Origin of the sequence: Ornithinimicrobium pulveris (assembly GCF_050261105.1) — a bacterium.
Taxonomy (GTDB): Bacteria; Actinomycetota; Actinomycetes; order Actinomycetales; family Dermatophilaceae; genus Ornithinicoccus.
The window spans coordinates 2,890,977-2,908,388 of record NZ_CP189837.1; the positions used below are offsets into that span (position 1 = coordinate 2,890,977).

General features: G+C 66.8%; 12 protein-coding genes, 2 tRNA genes and 1 CRISPR repeat array (1 of these 15 cut by a window edge). Of the genes, 6 read left to right on the top strand and 8 right to left on the bottom strand.

Features of this window, described 5'->3' with window-relative positions; genetic code table 11:
• Nucleotides 1-949: direct repeats of the CRISPR family, unit length 28 nt; unit sequence CCTCGACCCCCGCGCTCGCGGGGAGGAC (it extends 119 nt beyond the left edge of the window).
• 44 nt (nucleotides 950-993) lie between these two features.
• The 4 genes from csb2 to cas3g form a co-directional block, all read right to left on the bottom strand.
• Nucleotides 994-2,232 carry a type I-G CRISPR-associated protein Csb2 gene (csb2, locus tag ACQBAT_RS13595; protein ID WP_420747390.1) on the bottom strand — a complete coding sequence of 413 codons (1,239 nt, stop codon included), beginning with the start codon at nucleotides 2,230-2,232 and terminating at the stop codon, nucleotides 994-996.
• Nucleotides 2,229-3,383: a type I-G CRISPR-associated RAMP protein Csb1/Cas7g gene (gene cas7g, locus ACQBAT_RS13600; protein WP_420747391.1), complete on the bottom strand. Its 1,155-nt coding sequence runs from the start codon at nucleotides 3,381-3,383 to the stop codon at nucleotides 2,229-2,231. Before cas7g ends, csb2 begins: the two co-directional genes overlap by 4 nt.
• Nucleotides 3,380-3,721 (bottom strand): type I-E CRISPR-associated protein Cas6/Cse3/CasE, encoded by a 342-nt coding sequence (locus ACQBAT_RS13605; protein WP_427197704.1) that lies wholly within the window; start codon nucleotides 3,719-3,721, stop codon nucleotides 3,380-3,382. The genes cas7g and ACQBAT_RS13605 overlap by 4 nt, the downstream gene beginning before the upstream one ends.
• A gap of 1,141 nt (nucleotides 3,722-4,862) precedes the next feature.
• Nucleotides 4,863-7,394 (bottom strand): type I-G CRISPR-associated helicase/endonuclease Cas3g, encoded by a 2,532-nt coding sequence (gene cas3g / locus ACQBAT_RS13610; protein ID WP_427197705.1) that lies wholly within the window; start codon nucleotides 7,392-7,394, stop codon nucleotides 4,863-4,865.
• Nucleotides 7,395-7,781: 387 nt separating this feature from the next.
• On the opposite strand from cas3g, the gene ACQBAT_RS13615 reads away from it, so the two are divergent.
• Together ACQBAT_RS13615 and ACQBAT_RS13620 are read left to right on the top strand one after the other, a co-directional pair.
• Complete coding sequence (locus ACQBAT_RS13615; protein WP_420747394.1) at nucleotides 7,782-9,605, top strand: phosphoenolpyruvate carboxykinase (GTP); 1,824 nt, start codon at nucleotides 7,782-7,784, stop codon at nucleotides 9,603-9,605.
• Nucleotides 9,605-9,988 (top strand): hypothetical protein, encoded by a 384-nt coding sequence (locus ACQBAT_RS13620; RefSeq protein WP_420747395.1) that lies wholly within the window; start codon nucleotides 9,605-9,607, stop codon nucleotides 9,986-9,988. The genes ACQBAT_RS13615 and ACQBAT_RS13620 overlap by 1 nt, the downstream gene beginning before the upstream one ends.
• A gap of 96 nt (nucleotides 9,989-10,084) precedes the next feature.
• Here ACQBAT_RS13620 and ACQBAT_RS13625 read toward each other — a convergent pair.
• Nucleotides 10,085-10,179 (bottom strand) — tRNA-Ser (locus tag ACQBAT_RS13625).
• A gap of 121 nt (nucleotides 10,180-10,300) precedes the next feature.
• On the opposite strand from ACQBAT_RS13625, the gene ACQBAT_RS13630 reads away from it, so the two are divergent.
• Nucleotides 10,301-11,887 (top strand): LCP family protein, encoded by a 1,587-nt coding sequence (locus ACQBAT_RS13630; protein WP_420747396.1) that lies wholly within the window; start codon nucleotides 10,301-10,303, stop codon nucleotides 11,885-11,887.
• 82 nt (nucleotides 11,888-11,969) lie between these two features.
• Here ACQBAT_RS13630 and ACQBAT_RS13635 read toward each other — a convergent pair whose 3' ends face one another.
• Entirely contained in the window at nucleotides 11,970-12,173 is a 204-nt protein-coding gene (locus tag ACQBAT_RS13635) for a cold-shock protein (RefSeq protein WP_420747397.1), read from the bottom strand.
• 255 nt (nucleotides 12,174-12,428) lie between these two features.
• Here ACQBAT_RS13635 and ACQBAT_RS13640 point away from each other — a divergent pair.
• Nucleotides 12,429-12,511 (top strand) — tRNA-Ser (locus ACQBAT_RS13640).
• Nucleotides 12,512-12,631: 120 nt separating this feature from the next.
• Nucleotides 12,632-12,979, top strand: coding sequence for a YtxH domain-containing protein (locus tag ACQBAT_RS13645; RefSeq protein ID WP_420747398.1), 348 nt, complete (start codon nucleotides 12,632-12,634; stop codon nucleotides 12,977-12,979).
• A gap of 314 nt (nucleotides 12,980-13,293) precedes the next feature.
• Here ACQBAT_RS13645 and epsC read toward each other — a convergent pair whose 3' ends face one another.
• Entirely contained in the window at nucleotides 13,294-13,914 is a 621-nt protein-coding gene (gene epsC / locus ACQBAT_RS13650; protein WP_420747399.1) for a serine O-acetyltransferase EpsC, read from the bottom strand.
• Nucleotides 13,914-14,849, bottom strand: a complete 936-nt coding sequence (gene cysK, locus ACQBAT_RS13655) for a cysteine synthase A (RefSeq protein ID WP_420747400.1) — start codon at nucleotides 14,847-14,849, stop codon at nucleotides 13,914-13,916. Before cysK ends, epsC begins: the two co-directional genes overlap by 1 nt.
• 119 nt (nucleotides 14,850-14,968) lie before the next feature.
• On the opposite strand from cysK, the gene ACQBAT_RS13660 reads away from it, so the two are divergent.
• Nucleotides 14,969-17,392: a (Fe-S)-binding protein gene (locus ACQBAT_RS13660; protein ID WP_420747401.1), complete on the top strand. Its 2,424-nt coding sequence runs from the start codon at nucleotides 14,969-14,971 to the stop codon at nucleotides 17,390-17,392.
• Nucleotides 17,393-17,412: the final 20 nt, after the last annotated feature.

Below are 17,412 nucleotides of genomic sequence, written 5' to 3' on the forward strand. Positions count from 1 at the left end.
TGCCCTCGACCCCCGCGCTCGCGGGGAGGACTCACGGCCGGACTTGGTCAGCAGCGACCCGATGCCTCGACCCCCGCGCTCGCGGGGAGGACGGCCATCGACATGCTCCAGGACGGCAACGACCGGCCTCGACCCCCGCGCTCGCGGGGAGGACCGGCGCAGGCAGCAACGACTCCGACGCGATCGGCCTCGACCCCCGCGCTCGCGGGGAGGACTCGCCCATGGAGTCACCGGCGTCCCACGCGGCGCCTCGACCCCCGCGCTCGCGGGGAGGACGTATATCTGTTCCCCTGTTCCCCTGTTCCCCTGCCTCGACCCCCGCGCTCGCGGGGAGGACAGTGGCGATGCGCAGGTCTGGCAGCATGTCTTCGCCTCGACCCCCGCGCTCGCGGGGGAGGACCGTGCGGTGAAGGGGCAGTACCCGTCGTACAACCCTCGACCCCCGCGCTCGCGGGGAGGACTCCCCGACCCGCAGTGGTTCGCCGCCATCGAGGCCTCGACCCCCGCGCTCGCGGGGAGGACGTGAATCTTCCCGGACGCTTCTTCGATGGCTAGCCTCGACCCCCGCGCTCGCGGGGAGGACGGGCCCTTGTCCTCCAGGTAGAAGATGCCCTGGCCTCGACCCCCGCGCTCGCGGGGAGGACACGGCCCACACGAAGGATTCCCCGCTCGACATTCCTCGACCCCCGCGCTCGCGGGGAGGACGACCACCGCCTCTGCTGGCGCTGACGCCCTGGACCTCGACCCCCGCGCTCGCGGGGAGGACCGCCCCAACGGCATGGGGGAGCACCCCGACCAGCCTCGACCCCCGCGCTCGCGGGGAGGACGCCTCGGAGGACGTGCCCAGCTCCAGGTAGTCGCCTCGACCCCCGCGCTCGCGGGGAGGACATGGCGGCAAGTTCGGCAGCGAGCGCGGTCACGCCTCGACCCCCGCGCTCGCGGGGAGGACACTTTCTGACCAGCAGGAACACGGTTGAGAGGCGCCGTCCAGCATCACTCGTCAGGGGGCTGTAGCACGAGAGAACCCAGCACCAAAGGTCCCGTGATCTCGCCCACTAGATCCAGAGTTAGGTGCGTCAGCCTGGGGTTTGCCGACACGTGAGCGGCGTGGGACAGACGAGGTCGATCATGGAGCAAGACCGATCCATCAATCTCGGGGTGTCGATCCGTCAGGGCAGACACCTCTCGGCGAATCCACTCCTCGTCGCACGGGATAGGTGCTGGGGTTGTCCATACGCTGGACCGAGCCAAGGACTGGGCGATGGCTTGCCGCTGCTGCGCCGTCTTGAGTGGAAGAGTGGGCTTGAGCTCGGTGAGCCGCCCCTGAGCCACCACCACGGTTTGTTCAGCGACGGCATCCCACATCAGGACGCCTGTGATCCGCTCTTCGGAAAAACCGCGCCGTTTCAGGTCTCCCCGAACAGGAACGGTTTTGCCGCCGAACTCCATCAGCCTGCTGATCACCGCGACAGCGTCCGGCGGATCGACACCAGTGAGCGGGTAGAGAACCGCTGCATCGAGCACTTGGTCCACCGCTAGGGCGATGGAAGGGGACGCCGTCGCGGGGAACTCAGCTCGCTGCCCTGTGTACCGATAGAGCGTGGTCGGCCGCCGCAGAGAGGGGTGGTAGCCCGGCGAGCCCTTCCGCGCGCGATCAACTTCCCGCTGGTCCAGTGCCTTGAGAAAGCCTGGCGTCGGGACGTCGATATCAACGTTGCCGCGGGGATCGGGGGTCCAGGAATCTGCTAACTCCACAGTGAGCGGTTCTCGGACGAGAACGAGGATGACGGGGCTCGTGGGTCGGCCCAGGTAGGGGACCTTCTCGGCGACCCGCGACAGGATCTGCAGCGACTCCTCGTTGCTAGGTGACTTCGAGAACTCGTAGCGCACCTGACCATCACCGATTACGACGCCACGCTCGGGAGGCTTGAGCAGCTTCGCCGTTAACCCACCCCGCCCGAGCGTTCCCGTCTTCTCCGAAAACTCAACATCGACGGGAACCCAGCGTTGCACGTCTCCGTCCCGACGGCCCACCTTCGAGGCTGTGATCGTGGGCGGGTCGCAGCTGAACAACTCCCGCACCACTTCTACCCCATACCTGGTCGCGTAAGCCGTCGCGAGCAAGGCCGAGAGGACCCTCGCTGGTGAGGGCGGCCACTCCGACTTCCCGCGCCGATCATGACCGTGATATTGGCCCGTCGGAAACGTCGCTTGAAGCACGAAACCGGTCACGAAGGATCCGTTTCTCCAGCCTCACGATCGGCCGTCTTGAAGAGGCCGCCCAAAACGGAATCCGCCGGTATGACAACGTCGACTGGCCCATCCCAACCCACAGAAGCGCCGAGTTCCCGCACGACGTCCATCAGGTCCCCCAAGGAATAGTCACTCCAGTTGACCGCTTCCATCCCGTGCCCTACGACTTGGATCTGGCCGTTGGTTTGGGCAATCAGTTCCGTGCCAGCTCGCAAGCGCCCATCAAGGCGAGTGAGTTCTCGCAGCAGCAGCGCGAGTGCAACCACGAGGGCCTGCGCAATCTTCGGATTGGCGCCCCAGCCGAAACGCCGAAGTCCGGTCAGGGACAAGAACCAGGTGCCTTCGATCGCACCGTAGGACACGTCAATGGGGGCCTTGGAGAACTCCACGGGCGGAAGAGAGCCGAGGCCTAGTGCCGAAGGGCCGTCAGACTTGGCTGACCCGGTGCTTCGCGAGGACTTGAGCGGCCCAAACAAAGTGTCAACGCGTGCTGCTCGGCGAACCCTTCGATGCACGTCAGTGGCGACAATCTCGGAGGTCACCAGGCGCGCGGACCGGGAATCGGCATGAACCCGCGCGTAGCCGGCGAAGGCCTCCGCAGTCTCCTTATCGTACTTCTCGAGTTTCTTTGCTTCTTTCTGAGCGTTGGCAGTGTGCGAATGCCACCAGCCGAAGATGGGCGCGGTGGGAAACCACCGGAGCAGCAGGCTCGCGTCCTGCGCTGTCACATCCCTCAGTCTGAGAAAGGGAATCCCGGCGCCTTCAAGTTGCTTGCGAGCGGCACGCCAGGTGGCATCAGCGTGCCGGTGCGACAACCGAACGCTCGTGGTCAGCAAGGCCCCCTCCTCGTCAACGAATCGGATAAGCGGGTAGCCGATGTCATCCGCAACCTGCTCAATCGCCGACTCCATGCGGGAAGCCTGCGACCCCCAAGTGTCGAGCGTGACAGCTTTGGTCCCGTCCGGGAGCTCAAACTCGCCCTCGACATCACGACCATCGGAGCGCAGCGTTCCCGCAGGGGGCGTGACTGTCCTTGCAAGGGCAGACTCGTAGGTGGTGTGGGAACGCAGCCCCGCCACTCTCGGATCGTCGATGAGTTTGGCAACGTCTTCAATGAATCGGTTCGTCATGCGCTCGCTCCTGTGACAGCGTCGTCGGATCGTTTGGACTGTTCCGCGGCTAGGACGACCACCATCCCGAGCCCGTAGGCCCGACCTCGTCCCACCCCGTCTCGCAAGGCCCCCTCAGCTGCGTCAGGATCAGAGACCTCCACATCAGCTAAGAGATCGCGCACCCAGAACCCCACGCTCCGGCGGTCTCCGAACCGACGGGCACCTGACACGGCAAGGTTGAGGGCGCGGAGTCCGTGCCGAGCCAGGAGTTCCCCCGCCCACTCCTCTGCTTCGTCGTCACGAACCGGCCGCGTTCGGATACGGCCCTCCTGTGTGTTGCGCTTCTCCGCCGCCACCTGGACGACGATGCGGCTCCGCGCCCCGAAGCCTTCCTGGGCAAGCCGCTCTCCATCCCCGGTGTGAGCATCACCCCTCAGCCGAAGGTGATCTGGCCGCTACGACCCAGCGGGTCAGTAGGCAGGTCGACCCTGAAGAGCGTGCAAGTGTCTTTCCGAATCGCCGTCGATCGGCCGCCGAGATCTGGGAGGTAACCCATGACTTGGCGATGCAATGCCTCCGGCTGCGTCAGAAGCATCATGTGGTCTCTTGTGAGTGGCCAGGCCACTGCTGTATCCATCATTTCTCCCATCTCGCGACGTCTGTGAACTGTGCTGCCTTGGTGCCGCCGCCCACGCTGACGACCCTTGCGGCGTATCGAGGCCAGCCTTGCGGAGCGCACTGACACTCCTGGAGTTCCACCAGACCAGCGACGCTCATTGGCACGGGGTTCAATGACCACGTGATCCCGGGTAGACGTCTGCCGTCCCGGGCATTCCTTTGCCCGGGCAGGAGGCAGAGAACTCCTCGCAAGGTGAGCATCTCAAGCAATGGTGTGACCGTTCCCGACTCGGTCCCCAAGCGCAGTCGAGGAGACACATCGGAGACGGTGTATCTCATCGACATCGTCCCCGAGAGGGTGGAGAGCGTCTCCCCCCGCAGCAGTGAACGCATGTCCCGCGCTAGGTCCTTCAGGCCTTGACTCAAGGACGACGCCGTATCTTCTCCCACCGCTAACGGCCACAAGTCAGCGCAGGCCTTGCGCGCATAACTACGACCGGAGATCAGGACGAGCGACCCCGCCTCCACCTGCGGGTCCGGGACCACCTTCTTTACAGATCCAATGTCCAGGGACCGAAGCACTAGATTCGTGTGCTCATCGAACCAGGACTCATGGCAGAGATCCTGGAGGGCTGACCAACTCGGGGTTGTGGACCGCAACTCTGCTCGCTCGGGGAAGGGAAAGTTGCTCGGGTGAAACATCGACAGCGCAGAAGCGATCACCTCAGCCACGCGCTCCTCACCCCAGGCACTCCGGAGCACAGGCACGCCCGCTGAGTCGAAGTGCACGGTTGAGCCTGGGACGAGTGCAGCCAGGCCGAGGGCACGTTAAGAAGTCTGTGGGCTGGCTGCCGTCGAGAGCCGTCAGCATCCAGGTGTTCATGTGACCCTCCTGGACGCGTCCCAGTCAGCCAACCGAAGCAGCGCCTCCGTAAGTGCGATTGTGCACGGCCCGTATCGCTCTAGCAGTTCTCTGAACTCAGCCGGCCGCTCGACCCACTCGGCCCGCTCAGGATCTTGGTATGCGGTGGAGCTCACCTCATCGGGCTGAAGGACCGGCCCAAAACCGCGGAACCCGCCGTGGTGGGTGAGGATCAGATGACGCACGAGCCTCGCATCTGTGGGAGCAACAGCGCCCTTCGCGAGTCGCTCGTCGTAAAGGGAGGCCGAGACGGCTTCGTGCCGCAGCGCTGCAGGCACCCCGGCCAACGAGTTCACCCGGCGCCAGAGGCGGCGTGGAAGTGCGGACTTGCCGATGGGCTGATCTGACGGTCTATAGTTCAGGATCCCATCGCCATCCACGACATGGCACAACGCTGCTTGCAGGCCGGGGTGTGTCTTACCTTCGTCGTGGAGTCGGGCTGCTGTGACGAGGTCCTCGGTCATCGCTAGCGGCACCCCCAGCACGGAGCAGATCTCACGCACCCGTTGCGCAACATCATCGTGATGTTGCGCCAAGGGATACGGGGCTGATGGGCAGTGCTCGTCGCGCTCTCGGACCGGAACCAACTCGACCCACCCCGTCTCTCGGCCGAGTTCGTCCAGAAGCGGTGTGACAAGACTGCCCACGTGATCGTCGGTAAGTTTCTCGCCCTTCATCAACACGAACGGCGCCACATCTCTCACGCCTACGAGATCCTCACCCCATCGAGGGAGCGGAAGACGGTGGCTCGCTGAGGGCAGGACCGCGATGTCTCCCGCTCGTAGAGAGTCAGCCTCTGGGCAGATGAGCGGTGCGGCCTCGGGATCCGCCGAGTGGAAAAGAGCCCAACGGTCCACGCCGCGAACCAGCTGACGCGCCTGCGGCAGAGGGATTGACCAGAGTTCACCTCCTTGTGGTCGGCATCGGGAAAGGTGGCCCTGTAGTGCCGCGTCGTTCTCAATGTCGTTCACACTGTCTCGGAAAACGATGCTGATCTCCGCCAGGGGGTCCTCGGGCTGGACCAGCCACCGGCCGACCGGGGGATCATGCGGCGATCCTCCGGTCCGCTGATAGGCGTCGAAGACGAACCTAGGCAGGACTGCGAGCTGTGTGGACTCGACCTCCCAGGCCTGCGCTTCTGCTGAGTCCAGCAGATCATCGAGGTCGCCAAGAGTGGGCGGTCGGTGATGCACCAGCGCCCTGCTTAATCGCGCCGCACTCTCTCCGTATACGTTCTCTCGCGTCGCATCCGGGCTGACCACGATGGTGATCGACGCTTCCTCATGCAGACCAAGACGATTGACTCGGCCGATACGCTGCCGCAGGGCCGAGCCACTCGCTACTGGCACCACCCCGTGCTGTGCATCGAGGTCTGCCCCCGCTTCCAGCGTCTGCGTCGCGGAAACGATCAGGGTCGCCGCGGGAGAGGCTGAACGGCCTGGCCGCAAGGCGGAGAGCTCGCCTTCGACGAGCGGCGCAGTGACACGATCTGGCATCCCTCCCACAAGCGTCAAGAGTGAGGTGTCAGTTGGCAGATCCCTCCTAGTTGCCAATGCTTTGCTCACCTTGATCGCGCCATCTCGGGTATTGCTGAAGACGAGAGTCGAGGCTTTGGGAGCGAAGTCGTGGCTCTTGACCACGTGGGCCATGCCACCGTCCGCGGTGGTCGTGGTCACCTCAACAATGCTCACTGGCGTGGCGCGGCGCCGCGCCAGCCGTTCAGCCACAGCTGGCCTCCGACGTTCCTCCGCCGCGCGGTCGAAGTAGGTCTCCGATTGCCTAGGAGTTGCCGTCATCCCAATAACCCGAAGAGGAGGTATGGAGCCACTCAGGAGATCCTCGGCTCTCACCCACCGCGCGAGTGTCCTCGCCGTCTCAACGAACTGGCGGACAAGGTGCGCCTCATCGATCACCAGGACAGAGTCTGTACACGTCAACGCCATCTCGATCGGACGTCGGGCAGGAGCTACCCCGTACGGACGTCCGAGGAGGCGCGACCCGACGAGTTGGACCGTCCCGACAATGACCACCGGTCGAGCTGGCTGCCGCGTGTTCTCCGGACGATCCTCCATCCCCCCGCGGAGGACAACGACCTCGAGTACGCGGTCGCCGGGTGCGGGCGTCCCGAATACCTCCACGAGAATCTCTCTCGCGGCGCTCAGGGCGGGGGTCTTAGGACTCTCAAGCGCATCTCCTATGCGCATCGCGGTAGTGGCACTGTCATCCACGACGACTCTCCGAGGTGCCACGTGGTGGTAGCGAAGTGGCACCTGACGCTTGGCACCAGTCTGACGGTGCTTCTCCAGATCCCGCAGCAGAGCGAACAGCCACACAACCATCAAAAGGGTCTTACCCATGCCAGTCGGCACCGAGATCTCGTCCGGCGCCTCCCCCCCACCCCACTGCTGCGCCGCCCTCTCCTGCCACTCGTAGGGCTCGGCTCCCACGAGTTCGCTGAACAGATCTGCGAACCGAGGTACATCGGCCATCTCGTCTCCTTCGACGAACATTGTATGCGCAGGTTCTGCACGATCGATCCTGTGCCTGCTTGCAGCGAGTCAAGCATGAGAGTTGAATGCTGTCCACCGCTCGGGTTTCCGGGCGTCGAGGGATTGTGTGCGCTGCGAGCCACATCAACTCGCTCGCTCCCCGCGCATGCGGGGGTTGGCCGAACCGGTTGCGGTGGCTCGCGCCTGCCTTGCCAGGTGCGAGGCACCGCAGGCGCACCTGCCCACCCGGGGTGAGGTTCGTCATACTGGCCCGCTTCTCACCCCTTCCCGGCATGCGCGGCCTCGCGGGACCGATACGGTGGAGATATCAGGGCAGCGCAGCCTTCGACGAGTCCGGCGTGGGCGCCGGGAAAGGGACACCTTCTGATGCAGGAGATCACGACCATCGGTGGCACCAGCCACACGGAGCTCGACACCTGGGTGAAGGAGGTGGCCGCCCACACCACCCCGGACCGGATCGTCTGGATCGATGGGTCCGAGGAGGAGATCGAGGGGATCTACGACGAGCTCGTCGCCGCCGGCACCTTCACCAAGCTCGCCGACGACAAGAAGCCCAACAGCTATCACGCCCTGTCCGACCCCCAGGATGTCGCGCGCGTGGAGGACCGCACCTACATCTGCTCGGTGGAGGAGAAGGACGCCGGCCACACCAACAACTGGATGGCGCCGCAGGAGATGAAGGACACCATGTGGCCGCTCTTCGAGGGCAGCATGAAGGGGCGGACGATGTACGTCATCCCCTTCGTCATGGGTCACATCGAGGCCGACGACCCGAAGTTCGGCGTCGAGATCACCGACTCCCCCTACGTGGTCGCCTCGATGCGCGTGATGGCCCGCATCGGCGCGGACGTGCTGCGCGCGATCGAGGAGGGCGACGCCCCCTACGTCAAGGGTCTGCACTCGGTCGGCGCTCCGCTGGAGGAGGGCCAGGAGGACGTGCCGTGGCCGTGCTCGGAGACCAAGTACATCTCCCACTTCCCCGAGGAGCGGGCGATCTGGTCCTACGGATCGGGCTACGGCGGCAACGCGCTGCTGGGCAAGAAGTGCTACGCGCTGCGGATCGCCTCGGTGATGGCGCGCGACGAAGGCTGGCTCGCCGAGCACATGCTGATCCTCAAGCTCACCAACCCTGAGGGCAAGACGCACTACATCGCCGGCGCCTTCCCCTCCGCCTGCGGCAAGACCAACCTCGCCATGATCCAGTCGACGCTGGAGGGCTGGGAGGCCGAGATCGTTGGCGACGACATCTCCTGGATGCGCTTTGGTCCCGATGGTCGCCTGTATGCCGTGAATCCAGAATTCGGTCTGTTCGGCGTGGCGCCGGGGACGGGTCGCGACACGAACCCGATCGCGATGGACACCATCGAGAAGGGCAACTCAGTCTTCACCAATGTCGCCACCACCCCGGACGGTGACGTCTGGTGGGAAGGCATGACCAAGGAGAAGCCGGCCGAGCTCACCGACTGGCACGGCAACGCCTGGACCCCTGACTCGGACACCCTGTCCAGCCACCCCAACAGCCGCTTCTGCACGCCGATCAAGCAGTGCCCGACCCTGGCCGAGGAGTACGACGAGCCCAACGGGGTGCCGATCTCGGCGATCATGTTCGGCGGTCGGCGCAAGACCACGGTGCCGCTGGTGGCCGAGTCCCGCGACTGGCAGCACGGCACCTTCATCGGCGCCACGCTCTCCTCGGAGACCACCGCGGCGGCGACGGGCGCGGTCGGCGTGGTCCGCCGTGACCCGATGGCGATGCTGCCCTTCATCGGCTACAACGCCGGTGACTACCTCAACCACTGGCTTGAGGTCGGCAAGTCCGCCGACGCGGACAAGTTGCCCAAGATCTTCCTGGTGAACTGGTTCCGCCGCGACGAGGACGGGGGTTTCCTGTGGCCCGGCTTCGGCGAGAACACCCGGGTGCTGAAGTGGATGGTGGACCGGCTGGAGGGCGAGGTCGAGGCGGCCGAGTCCCCCATCGGCTACCTGCCGCACGCGGAGGACATCGACACGCAGGGCCTGGACACCAGCACCGAGGACGTCGAGAAGGCGTTGGCCTTCAACGCGGCCGAGTGGGAGAAGGAGCTGCCCCTCATCCGCGAGTGGTTCGACAAGTTCGGTGAGTCCCTGCCCAGCGCCCTGGAGGATGAGCTGTCCACCTTGGAGCAGCGGCTTGAGGAGGCGAAGGTCTGATGGCCATCGTGCCGGGCGAGGTCCCCGGGCCCCGCGAGGGGGAGCCGATCCTGGCCCAGGAGCCGCTGCCCCCGGGCATGGAGGAGATCCAGGAGCAGGTCGAGCACCTTGACGACGCGCTGCGCGGCGCGGGGCCGGATGAGGTCGAGGAGGCCGACGACAAGGCCGATGCCGCCGAGGGCGACCCGGGTGATGAGCAGGACCCGAGCGCTGAGGACGGCTCCGGCTCGGACTCCGACGAGGATCCGACCTCCGACGAGGGCGCCGACGCCGAAGACCCCGAGGCCCAGGAGGGCGTCGAGCCCGGCACGGACGAGGCGACGCAGGACGACGACGCCGGCCGTGGCCCCGTGGACGACTCGGGGACCGGCGCGGCCGTCTAGCAGGTGGGAAACGGCATACCGGGCCCGGTATGCCGTTTCTCCCCCGGACACAAGGAGACCCCCGGCCGCATCGGCCGGGGGTCTCCTTGACGAAACTGGCGGAGGCGGAGGGATTTGAACCCTCGATGGGGCTATAAACCCCAAACCCGCTTAGCAGGCGGGCGCCATAGACCAGACTAGGCGACGCCTCCAGATCCGCAGATCAGGGTACCTGCCGCGAGGTCCTGGGCCAAACAGGGCTCCCAGCCCTTCACCAGCGATGGCTGGTAGTACATGATGTCGGCTAGATCTGGTGAAAGGTGTGCGGGCTCAATGACTGATGAGCACGAGGGCGCAGGTGGCGCGCATGCGACCTACCGCACCCGTGATGAATGGTTGCGTGCTCAATCGGGCAGCGCTGGCCGCACCCTCCCTCGCGCCTACGGGCTGACCGCGCTGTCCGCGCTGCTGCCAGGCTCCGGCCTGCTGCGCACCAAGGCGTGGAAGATCGGCGCCGTCCTCGTCGCCATCGCCGTGGGGACTCTGCTCGCCCTGGGCGTCTATGTCGCCCGCACGGGCCTGACGCGCTCGGCCCTGCTCACTGCCTCCGACGAGGACCGTCTCCGGGTGATCCTGGGCGTGCTGGTGGCCGGGACCATCGTGTGGATCGGCGCGATCGCCTTCACCGCGCTCCTGGCCCGGCCCCGCTCGATGTCCCTCGGGCAGCGGACCGGGCTGGCGGCCTTCACCGGCCTGCTCTGCCTGGCGGTTTCTACGCCGGCCGCGCTGGGGCTGCAGTACATCACCCCGCACATCGAGGCGATGGACAAGGTCTTCAACCAGCCGACCAAGCCCGGCGACCCCGAGCCGACCTCGGTGCTCAGCGAGAAGCCCGAGGACCCATGGGAGACGCTGCCGCGCGTCAACGTGCTGCTGCTCGGGTCGGACGCTGCGGAGGCGCGCGAGGGCACCCGCACCGACACCATGATGGTCGCCAGCATCGACACCCACACCGGCGACACCGTGCTCTTCTCCATCCCCCGCAACCTGGAGCGGGTGCCGATCCCGCGCAGCAGCCCGCTGCACCGCGCGTGGCCCAACGGTTACGACTGCGGCGACGCCTGCCTGATGAACGGCATCTGGACCGAGGCCGAGGCGCTGGCCGATGAGAACCCCGGCTGGTTCACCGGCGACCCCACGCCCGGGCTGACAGCGACGCGGGATGTCATCGGCGCTGTCCTGGGCCTGAAGATCCACCACTCGGTCGTGGTCAACCTGCAGGGCTTCGAGGATCTCATCGACGCGATGGGTGGGGTGACGATCACCGTCCCGGAGCGCATCCCGATCAACGCCCGCACCTACACCGACTGGGAGGGGCGCCTACAGATGGACCCCAACTCTCCCCAGTTGGAGTGGATCGAGGAGGGCGTGCAGCATCTCAACGGCAACCAGGCGCTGGGCTACTCCCGCTCGCGCGTGACCACCGACGATTTCAGCCGGATGCGCCGGCAGCGGTGCATGGTGGCCGCGGTCATCGACCAGGCGGACCCGCTGCGGATGCTGCAGCGTTACCCCCAGATCATCACCGCCGTGGGTAACAACGTCGTCACCGACCTGCCGCAGGACGACCTGCCGACCTGGGCCGAGCTTGTGCTCCAGATCCAGGCGGGCAAGATCAAGAGCTTGCCGTTCACCGCCCAGAACACCAACGTGGTCAACCCCGACTTCGCCTCGATCCGGGGCCAGGTCTGGGAGGCGATCAACCCGCCGCCGCCGGTCGAGCCGACGCAGGAGCCGGTGGAGACCGCGCCCGAGACGACCGCCCCCGACGACACCGAGGTCACGACCGCGCCGGGCGAGGACGAGGAGACCACGCAGCCGCCCGACGAGCTCGCCGAAATCGGGACGGTCTGCGACTGAGGCGCAGGACCCATGACGAAGCCCCCGCCACCTTGCGGTGACGGGGGCTTGGTCTTCAGCTCGTGGTCGAGCGTTCGTCAGCTCAGAGCGGGCGAACGGCGTCGGCCTGCGGGCCCTTGGGGCTCTGGGTGACCTCGAACTCGACCCGCTGGGCCTCCTCGAGGGACTTGTAGCCGTTGGTCTCGATGGCCGAGTAGTGGACGAACACGTCGGGGCCACCGCCATCCTGAGCGATGAAGCCGAAGCCCTTCTCAGCGTTGAACCACTTCACGGTTCCCTGTGCCATGCTTGCGTTCTCTTTCTGCAGTACTGCTAGGTGCGGTCCTCCACGGGGCGCGGAGGACGGTTGAGCGGTGAACCCCCCAGCGACCAGGCTCGCGCCTAGTTTGTAACTGCCAAGGAAATGCAACGTCGACCGTGCCAACCGTAGCAGGAGATAAGGCCTACTCGGGAGTCGGAAGTGACCGCATACGGGCGGGGGCGTGGATCAAGGCTGGTGAGCATGGGATGATTGCGGGAGGACCCGCTGCTGGCGGGACCTGGAGGGTTCGCATAGTGGCCGAGTGCAGGCGCCTTGAAAGCGCCCGAGGGAAACCTCCGTGGGTTCAAATCCCACACCCTCCGCCGAACTCCACCGCGGTCCGATGTCCCGCTGATGCCCCCGCGGGGCGTCTCGATGTGCGCTCCTGCCCCTGCCGTGGGTAGGCTCAAGAGCGAAATCGTTGACGACGGAAGGAGTCAATCATGGTGAACAAGTTCTGGCTGCTCATCGGAGCCGGGGTCGGCTACGTGCTCGGTGCGCGTGCCGGTCGCGAGCGTTACGACCAGATCGCCGACCAGGCCAACAAGCTCTGGACCGACCCGCGCGTGCAGGACAAGGTCGAAGAGGTCAAGGCCAAGGCCCCCGTGGTCGCGGAGGACCTCAAGGCCAAGGGCGCTGAGCTGGCCGACCAGGCCAAGTCGAAGGTCACCGGCCACGAGACCACCTCGCTGGACGGCACCTACGAGAACGAGACCGGTCAGGTGACCGAGGACGGTGTCCTCGAGGTCGATGCCACCGGTTTCGGCCCGGGTGGCGAGAAGCTCCCCTGAGCTCGCCGTTGGCCCTGAGCCGATAGCGCAAAGCCACGAAGGCCCGCCCCCTGTTGGGGGCGGGCCTTCTGCTGTGTGGGGCGGTGGCTGGGGGCGGTGTCTGGGCTGACCGCCCAGAGCTACCTCACCGCGCTTTCAGACATGCACAACGCAACTCGTGCCGGTAAAACCGCAGGTCAGCGCGAGGAACCCACTCGTTGTGCATGTTTGAAAAGTCAGACTCCGAGCAGCCCGTCCGGTCCGGCGCAGCACACAGGCGAGTCAGGCGAGCGCTCAGGCGAGTCAGGCGAGCGCTCAGGCCTCCGAGGCGACCCTCAGATCCAGAGTGCGGGCTCGTCGTAGAGGGCCTGCTCCGGATCGATGCCGGGCTCGCAGTTGCGGGTCTTGGCCGGGATCCCGGTGGCCACGCACATCGCGGGGACATCCTTGGTGACCACGGCGTTGGCACCTACCTGAGAGCCGTGGCCCAGGGTGACATTGCCCAGCACCTTCGCGCCGGCGCCGATGGTCACGCCGTCGCCCAGCGTGGGGTGGCGCTTGACCGGCTCGAGCGACCGGCCGCCGAGGGTGACGCCGTGATAGAGCATCACGTCGTCACCGACCTCGGCGGTCTCCCCGATCACCACGCCCATCCCGTGGTCGATGAAGAACCGTCGGCCGATCGTGGCACCGGGGTGGATCTCCACACCGGTGGCGGCCCGAGCGGCCTGGGAGAGCAGGCGTGCCGGGAGCTTGGCGCCGCCCTGCCACAGCCTGTGGCTGACGCGGTGGGTCCACACCGCGTGCAGCCCGGGAGAGGCGAGCGCCATCTCCAGCCGGCTCGTCGTCGCGGGGTCGCGGGCGATGGCGGCGTCCAGGTCCTCCCGGACCGAGTCCGCCGCACGCCCGAGGACCCCGGCGGCACGGCGGGGGGCATCGAGCAGTGCGGCGAGCATCAGTCGGTCAGCCCCTCGAAGAGCACGGTGGACAGGTAGCGCTCACCGAAGTCGCAGACCACGGCAACGATCGTCTTGCCGGCGCTCTCGGGGCGACGGGCGATCTCCAGGGCGGCGTGCACGATGGCACCGGAGGAGATGCCGGCCAGGATGCCTTCCTTGGTCGCCAGCTCGCGGGCCACGCGGACCGCGTCGTCGAGGGAGACGTCGGAGACCTCGTCGTAGACGTCGGTATCCAGGATGTCGGGCACGAAGTTCGCGCCCAGGCCCTGGATCTTGTGCGGCCCCGGCTGCCCGCCGGACAGGATCGGGGAGTCGATCGGCTCGACGGCGACGAGATGAAGGTCGGGCTTCTGCTCCTTCAGGTAGCCACCACCACCGGTGATGGTGCCGCCGGTGCCGACGCCGGAGACGAAGATGTCGACCCCGCCCTCGGTGTCCTCCCAGATCTCCGGGCCGGTGGTGGCGCGGTGGATGGCGACATTCGCCGGGTTGGCGAACTGACGGGCGCGGACGGCGCCGGTGGTCTCGGCGATCTCATCGGCCTTGGCGACCGCGCCGCGCATGCCCTCGGAGCCAGGGGTCAGGACGAGCTCGGCGCCATACGCGCGCAGCAGGGCGCGACGCTCCAGGCTCATGGTCTCCGGCATGGCCAGCACGACCTTGTAGCCGCGGGCCGCGCCCACCATGGCCAGGGCGATGCCGGTGTTGCCGGACGTCCCCTCCACGATGGTGCCGCCGGGCTGGAGCTCGCCGGACTCGACCGCCGCGTCGATGATGGCGGCGCCGATGCGGTCCTTGACCGAGTTGGCGGGGTTCTGCGACTCCAGCTTGACCAGCACCTGGGCGCCGTCGGCGATGCCCTCGGTGAGGCGGTTAAGTCGGACCAGCGGGGTGCGGCCGATGATCTGGGTGATGTCGTCGTAGACGGGCACGGGAGGTGAACCTTTCGTTCGTGGGGAAAGCTCTCGCACTGAGTTATACAACAGGCAACACCACGTTATTCCATCGACCTCCGGGGGACGTTGTCGGTCCGGACCACTACCCTCCCGGTATGGACGTCCTGCAGGTCATCGCCATCGTCGTCGCGGCCCTGATCACCCTGACCGCGGTGGCGCTGTTCGTGCGCACGGTCGCGGCTTTCGTCGCCCGCTTCCGTCTCGGCCAGCCCGCCACCCGCACCGATGAGCCCGGCGCGCGCACTGTGACGCTGGTCAAGGAGTTCCTCGGCCACACCCGGATGGCGCGCAAGCCGGTGGTCGCGGTGGCGCACTGGTTCGTGATGATCAGCTTCGGATTGCTCTTCCTCACCCTGGTGACCGCGTACGGCCAGCTCTTCGACCCGCACTTCGCGCTCCCGGTGATCGGTCATTGGGCCCCGTGGCTGTGGTTGCTCGAGATCTTCGGCTGGCTCGCGATTGTGGGGATCGTCGCCCTGATCATCATTCGGCAGGTGAAACACCCGCGAGGCGAGGGGCGCCGCTCTCGCTTCTGGGGGTCCAACTTCGGGCAGGCCTACTTCGTGGAGTTCGTCATCCTCGGTGTCGGCCTGTGCATCGTGGCGCTGCGCGCTCTGGAGTATGCCGCGGGCCGGCTCATGGGGGCCGACTGGGCCAATCTGGCGCACTTCCCGTTCACCGCCTGGCTGGGCGGGATGTTCGAGGGTTGGTCCCTGGGCACCCTGGAGAACGCCATCGTGATCGTGGCGCTGCTGAAGATCCTGATCTCGATGACCTGGATGATCGTCATTGCGCTCACCCCGACCATGGGTGTGGCCTGGCACCGCTTCCTGGCCTTCTTCAACATCTGGTTCAAGCGCCACCCGGACGGTCGCACCTCCCTCGCTGAACTGCAGCCGATTGCGGTGGACGGCGAGGCGATCGACTTCGAGAACATTGAGGATCTGGACGAGGACGCCGCGCTGGGCGTAGGCAAGGTCGAGGACTTCACCTGGAAGGGGCTGCTCGACTTCAGCACCTGCACCGAGTGCGGCCGCTGCCAGGAGCAGTGCCCGGCCTGGCGGACCGACAAGCCCCTGTCCCCCAAGATGCTGGTGATGAACCTGCGGGACCACCACCACGCCAAGGCGCCGTGGCTGCTCGCCGATCAAGCCCACCGCGAGGCGGCCCAGAGCACCTTCGATGAGCACTCCGGTGAGGGGCTCGCGGAGAAGGTTCACGGCATACCGGGCACGGCCGTCCTTGAGGCCCAGCGCCCCCTGGTCGGTGAGACCGAGGGTGACCCGACCGTGCCCACGGCAGGCGCGGTCATCGACCCCGAAGTGCTGTGGGCGTGCACCACCTGCGGCGCGTGCGTCGAGCAGTGCCCGGTCGACATCGAGCACGTGGACGCGATCGTCGACATGCGCCGCTACCAGAACCTCATCGAGTCGGCCTTCCCCACCGAGTTGGGCGGGTTGTTCAAGAACCTCGAGAACAAGGGCAACCCGTGGGGCATGAACGCCCGGCTGCGGATGGACTGGGCCAAGGACCTCGACTTCGAGATCCCGATGGCCGGCGCCGACGTGGAGGACCTGTCGGAGGTCGACTACCTGTTCTGGGTCGGCTGCGCTGGCGCCTTCGAGGACCGCGCCAAGAAGACCACCCGCGCGGTGGCCGAGCTGCTCCACACGGCGGGGGTGTCCTTTGCGGTGCTGGGCGATGGCGAGACTTGCACCGGTGACCCGGCGCGGCGGGCGGGCAACGAGTTCCTCTTCCAGATGCTCGCGATGCAAAACGTCGAGGTGCTCAAGGAGGTCAACGCGACCAAGATCGTCGTGACCTGCGCGCACTGCTTCAACACCATCAAGAACGAGTACCCGCAGGTCGGTGGCCAGTTCGAGGTGCTGCACCACACCCAGCTGCTCAACAAGCTGGTCCGCGACAAGCGCCTCACCCCGGTGGCCCGACCGGACCGTGCGGACACCAGCGGGGCCGCGTCGACCGCAGAGACGGTGACCTATCACGACCCCTGCTACCTGGGTCGCCACAACCAGGTCTACGCACCGCCGCGCGAGCTGCTCGGCGCGCTGCCGGGCGTGGAGATGCGGGAGATGCCGCGGCACGCCGAGAAGTCCTTCTGCTGCGGCGCCGGTGGTGCGCGCATGTGGATGGAGGAGAAGATCGGCACCCGGATCAACATCAACCGCACCGAGGAGGCGCTGGCCACGGGCGCGGACCGGATCGCGATCGGCTGCCCCTTCTGCCGGGTGATGCTCTCCGACGGACTGACCGAGAAGCAGTCCGAGGGAGCCCGCGAGGAGGTCGAGGTCGTCGACGTCGCCCAGATGCTGCTCGCGGCTGTCCGGCGGGGCGAGGAGCTCGAGGCCGAGGAGCAAGCAGCGGCCTTGGCCGACGTGGAGGTGGCCGAGGCGGACGCCGACGTGGAGGTGGCCGAGGCCGATGCCGATGCCGAGGTGGCCGAGGCCGATGCCGATGCCGAGGTGGAGCCCAACCCCGAGGATCCGCAGCGCCCCTGATTGACCGCGCCACGAGCCGC

Coding starts and splice junctions, on each gene's coding strand:
- cas7g (WP_420747391.1), bottom strand. CDS start 3,383: ATGACGAACCGATTCATTGAAGACGTTGCCAAACTCATCGACGATCCG.
- cas3g (WP_427197705.1), bottom strand. CDS start 7,394: ATGGCCGATGTACCTCGGTTCGCAGATCTGTTCAGCGAACTCGTGGGA.
- ACQBAT_RS13615 (WP_420747394.1), top strand. CDS start 7,782: ATGCAGGAGATCACGACCATCGGTGGCACCAGCCACACGGAGCTCGAC.
- ACQBAT_RS13620 (WP_420747395.1), top strand. CDS start 9,605: ATGGCCATCGTGCCGGGCGAGGTCCCCGGGCCCCGCGAGGGGGAGCCG.
- ACQBAT_RS13630 (WP_420747396.1), top strand. CDS start 10,301: ATGACTGATGAGCACGAGGGCGCAGGTGGCGCGCATGCGACCTACCGC.
- ACQBAT_RS13635 (WP_420747397.1), bottom strand. CDS start 12,173: ATGGCACAGGGAACCGTGAAGTGGTTCAACGCTGAGAAGGGCTTCGGC.
- ACQBAT_RS13645 (WP_420747398.1), top strand. CDS start 12,632: ATGGTGAACAAGTTCTGGCTGCTCATCGGAGCCGGGGTCGGCTACGTG.
- epsC (WP_420747399.1), bottom strand. CDS start 13,914: ATGCTCGCCGCACTGCTCGATGCCCCCCGCCGTGCCGCCGGGGTCCTC.
- ACQBAT_RS13660 (WP_420747401.1), top strand. CDS start 14,969: ATGGACGTCCTGCAGGTCATCGCCATCGTCGTCGCGGCCCTGATCACC.